The sequence below is a fragment of the uncultured Chitinophaga sp. genome (genome assembly GCF_937874145.1).
Taxonomy (GTDB): domain Bacteria; phylum Bacteroidota; class Bacteroidia; order Chitinophagales; family Chitinophagaceae; genus Chitinophaga.
The window spans coordinates 1-3,539 of sequence record NZ_CALNBI010000045.1 but is presented as its reverse complement, the minus strand read 5'-3'; the positions used below and the strand labels follow the sequence as shown (position 1 = coordinate 3,539).

Below are 3,539 nucleotides of genomic sequence, written 5' to 3'. Positions count from 1 at the left end.
GCGGACGCGCGTCAGAACAAGCGCGCCATCGACGGGGTGTACAAGCACTTCCAGCCGGATTACATCCTTATTGCCGGCGCGCAGGACGTCGTCCCCTTCCAGCCGCTGAAAAATCTCATTCACAGTACGGACGACGAAGACGCCATCGTGCCCAGCGATCTGCCATACGCCTGCGACAAGGCCTGGTCGGAAGACCCCGGCAAATTCGTGAGCCCCACCCGCGTAGTGGGCCGGCTGCCCGACCTCCCCGGCGGGAAAGACCCGAAGTACTTCCGGTCGCTCGTCCGCGATGCGATCGCCAGCAAGCCCGGCAACCAGAAAGACTACCTGAATTACCTCAGCATCAGTGTGTACGACTGGCGCCTCTCCACCCAGGAAAGCTGCCAGAACATCTTCGGCAATATCAAAAACCTGCATCTCTCCCCCAAAGGCCCCCGCTGGACCCCCACGCAGCTGAAAGCGAAGACGCACTTCATCAACTGCCACGGCGCGCTGGAAGACGGCAACTATTACGGGCAGAAAGGGAGCAGCTATCCCATCGCCCACACATCCGGCTGGCTGGAGAAAAAAATCGCGAAAGGCACGATCGTGGCGGCGGAATGCTGTTACGGCGCGCAGCTGTATGATCCTGCGATCACGGCGTCGGGATATCCCAGCCTGGCTTCGCAATACCTGTCGCAGCATGCGGTAGCGGTGGCGGGCAGCAGCACGATTGCGTATGGTCCGGCCGAAGGCCAGGGGCTGGCGGACCTGGTCACGCAATACTTTCTGATCAACGTGCTCCGCGGCGCGTCTACCGGGCGCGCGTTCCTGGAGGCGCGGCAGCGTTTCCTCGACGAGATGGGCCCCACCCTGGACCCGTACGAAATCAAGACCTTATCGCAGTTCTACCTCCTCGGCGACCCTTCGCTGGTGCCGGTGAACGTGCCCGCCAAATTGCGGGAAGTGCGCGAAAACCGGCGGGAAGGATTGCAGGCGAAAGGTTTGATGCTCGGCCAGTTTCTCGCCGTGCCGAAGCCGGTGCCCGCGGCCGCGGAGCCCGACAATATCAAAGCGCTGCTCAAGGCACATAAGTTTCCGGGCAAAGCGACCAAGAAAGTATTCGTCACGGAAGGCGGTGCGGTACCGCTGGCCCGGGGCATCCACGCCAAAGCGCTGGCAGCGCCCGTGAAATTTCACGTATATTCGGCATCTAAGTTTCACGGCAAATTCAAGGAAACCAACGTGTTGGTGGTCAAGGAAAGAGCCGGGCAGATTTTAGGAGAACGAACTTATGTCAGACGATAAATCCATACCGCATCAAACCGTCAGGGGCCGGCTCACGCTGCGCACCTTCGCAAGAAATACAAAAAGCGAAAGCCTGGGCGTATACCTGGAAACGGATGACGACTGTTTCCTGATACGCCCGGCTTCGGGAAATGCTTTTGAAAACCCCATAGCCAGGCTGGCCGGCAAATGGATCGAAGCCACCGGGCGCAGGAGCGCCTACGTCTTCTTCGCCACCGAATGGCACGAAATCAACGACCCCGGCTGATTTCCACCAACTAATCCTGTTATTTCCACTCATATATTAGCATGCAACTTTCGGTGCGCTCAGGTGTCTATTAAGTAAACAAATCTGTCGCCATGTTCCGCCATTCTAACACCTGGACGACTGTTTGTTTACTTGCAGTGCTATATCTGTGCGCTGAACCGCTGCAGGCAAACAGTCAGCAAACCAATCGCCTCATGCACGAAAAAACCGCTGCATTGACCGGCAAATATTGTATCTCCTTCAAATCCTCCCTGGGCACGCTCCGCTACCTGTTGCAAATCGACAGCACGAACGGCATGTTCTTTTACGGGACGATGGAAAACGACCCGCGGTATAGTCCCAACCGCAGGGATTTCTGTTACATCAAAGGCATCGTTGCCCCGGGGAAGCGTTATGATTTTATCATGATGCCCGACCTGAAAAGCGGCCTGCCGTATGAGTTGCCATGCTATCCGCATGAGTGGCTGCTGAACAACAAAGTGTATTTCTCCATCCGGGAGGAAGGCATTATCGGCGGCTACATGGTGGTGCGCAACGACCGGGAAACGCCCAATTTCACCTTTTCGGGGATGAAACAGGCGCTGCCACAGGATGGGTATCTGACGAAGAAGGATTAGCGGGTACGGGTGAGCACAGCGCCCGTACCGTTGCGGTCCGCGTAATGGATCACGCCATTTTCGATGCGAACGCCATCGGCGATATCCTCCGCGAGGAGGAGCGGGCCGTCCATGTCCACATAATCGAGGTATGGAAGCAGGTGTGCAACGGCGGAAGTGCCGACGGTACTTTCGTTCATGCTGCCGGTCATGACTTTCATGCCGCGTTGTTTGGCTTCGAGGATCATCCGCCGGGCGGGAGTGATCCCGCCGCATTTGGTGAGTTTTATATTGATGCCATGGAAATAGCCGTGGCAGCGGGCTACGTCTTGTTCCACGATGCAGCTTTCGTCTGCAAAAATTGGAAGGGCGGATTGTTCGAATACTTTCTTCATGCCATCCCAATCGGCCGCAGGCATGGGCTGCTCGATAAATTCGACGCCCAGGTCGCGGAAAGCCTCCGCGTTGCGAAGGGTTTCATCCACACCCCAGGCGCAATTCGCATCCACCCGGAAGGTGCTGCCGGTATGTTTCCGCAGTTCGCGGATGATGGCGATATCGTCTTTCGTCCCCAATTTGATTTTATAGATCGGCCAGGGAAATTCCTGCAGCTTGCGGACCATATGTTCCACGGTATCGATGCCGATCGTATAGTCGGTCATGGGATTATCGGCGGGATCGAGGTGCCAGACTTCGTAGAGTTTCTTCCCGAGCTGTTGCGCGTAGAGGTCGTGCGCGGCGAGATCGATGGCGCAGAGCGCGAACATATTGTTTTTGAGACGGGGGAACATTTCGTCCCAGAAAGCCTCCGGCGTGTCGAGCGTATAGCTTTCGATGAAAGTGCGATGTGCGTTGATGGCGTCCATCAGCATGGGAACGGTGATGTTGTAGTAGGAATTGTCGGCGGTTTCCCCGAGGCCGCTGAACCCGTTCTGGGAGAGCTTTGCCACGAGAAGGGGCTGCACGTCTTTGCTTTTCCGGGAGATGGTGAAAGTGTGCCGGAATTTGAGTTCAAAGGGATATAATGTCAATTCCATAGGCTAAATATACGGCGGAAAGTTTCATTTTTTATGCATAATGAAAGGGGTTGAAATGACCGGTAAGATGATGTGATTTTGATCACATCTGCTCTCGCTATTAATCAAGGATGTAGCCGGCCGGCTTCCTCGATGAGGGTGCGCATCCTGGTCTGGAGGGATGTTGCTTCCAGCAGGGATTCGAGGGTGAGGGGGATTCGGTAGCCCCAGTTCCAGGGTTGTACCGAGGGCACGTTGATGCGTTCGTCGTCGGGGTTGTCGGGGTGCGGGATGGAATCGTCGAGCGACAGCCAGTCCTGCAGCTGAAGGATGCACCACATGGCGGGGGACTGTAAATGCTGTTCTATCAGCTGTGCATAGTTCCCGCCGGCC

Annotated in this window: 5 protein-coding genes; 3 read left to right on the top strand and 2 right to left on the bottom strand. The window is 56.4% G+C overall.

Annotated features, from left to right (window positions below):
- From Q0510_RS02130 to Q0510_RS02120, 3 genes are all read left to right on the top strand, one after another.
- On the top strand, positions 1-1,287 hold a 1,287-nt coding region (locus Q0510_RS02130; protein ID WP_298707794.1), incomplete at its 5' end, for a hypothetical protein.
- The gene (locus Q0510_RS02125) at positions 1,274-1,534 is read left to right on the top strand and encodes a hypothetical protein (protein ID WP_298707792.1); all 261 of its coding nucleotides are present in this window, start codon (positions 1,274-1,276) and stop codon (positions 1,532-1,534) included. The genes Q0510_RS02130 and Q0510_RS02125, both read left to right, overlap by 14 nt.
- A gap of 194 nt (positions 1,535-1,728) precedes the next feature.
- A complete protein-coding gene (locus tag Q0510_RS02120) occupies positions 1,729-2,151 on the top strand; it encodes a hypothetical protein (protein WP_298707790.1) in 423 nt (140 codons plus the stop codon).
- Here Q0510_RS02120 and Q0510_RS02115 read toward each other — a convergent pair.
- Both Q0510_RS02115 and Q0510_RS02110 read right to left on the bottom strand, forming a co-directional pair.
- Entirely contained in the window at positions 2,148-3,167 is a 1,020-nt protein-coding gene (locus Q0510_RS02115; protein WP_298707788.1) for a dipeptide epimerase, read from the bottom strand. The genes Q0510_RS02120 and Q0510_RS02115 overlap by 4 nt on opposite strands.
- 104 nt (positions 3,168-3,271) lie before the next feature.
- On the bottom strand, positions 3,272-3,539 hold a 268-nt coding region (locus tag Q0510_RS02110), incomplete at its 5' end, for a 4-alpha-glucanotransferase (RefSeq protein WP_298707786.1).

Excerpts from the sequence above, each read along its gene's own strand:
- Q0510_RS02125 (WP_298707792.1), top strand. The coding sequence starts at position 1,274 with ATGTCAGACGATAAATCCATACCGCATCAAACCGTCAGGGGCCGGCTC.
- Q0510_RS02120 (WP_298707790.1), top strand. The coding sequence starts at position 1,729 with ATGCACGAAAAAACCGCTGCATTGACCGGCAAATATTGTATCTCCTTC.
- Q0510_RS02115 (WP_298707788.1), bottom strand. The coding sequence starts at position 3,167 with ATGGAATTGACATTATATCCCTTTGAACTCAAATTCCGGCACACTTTC.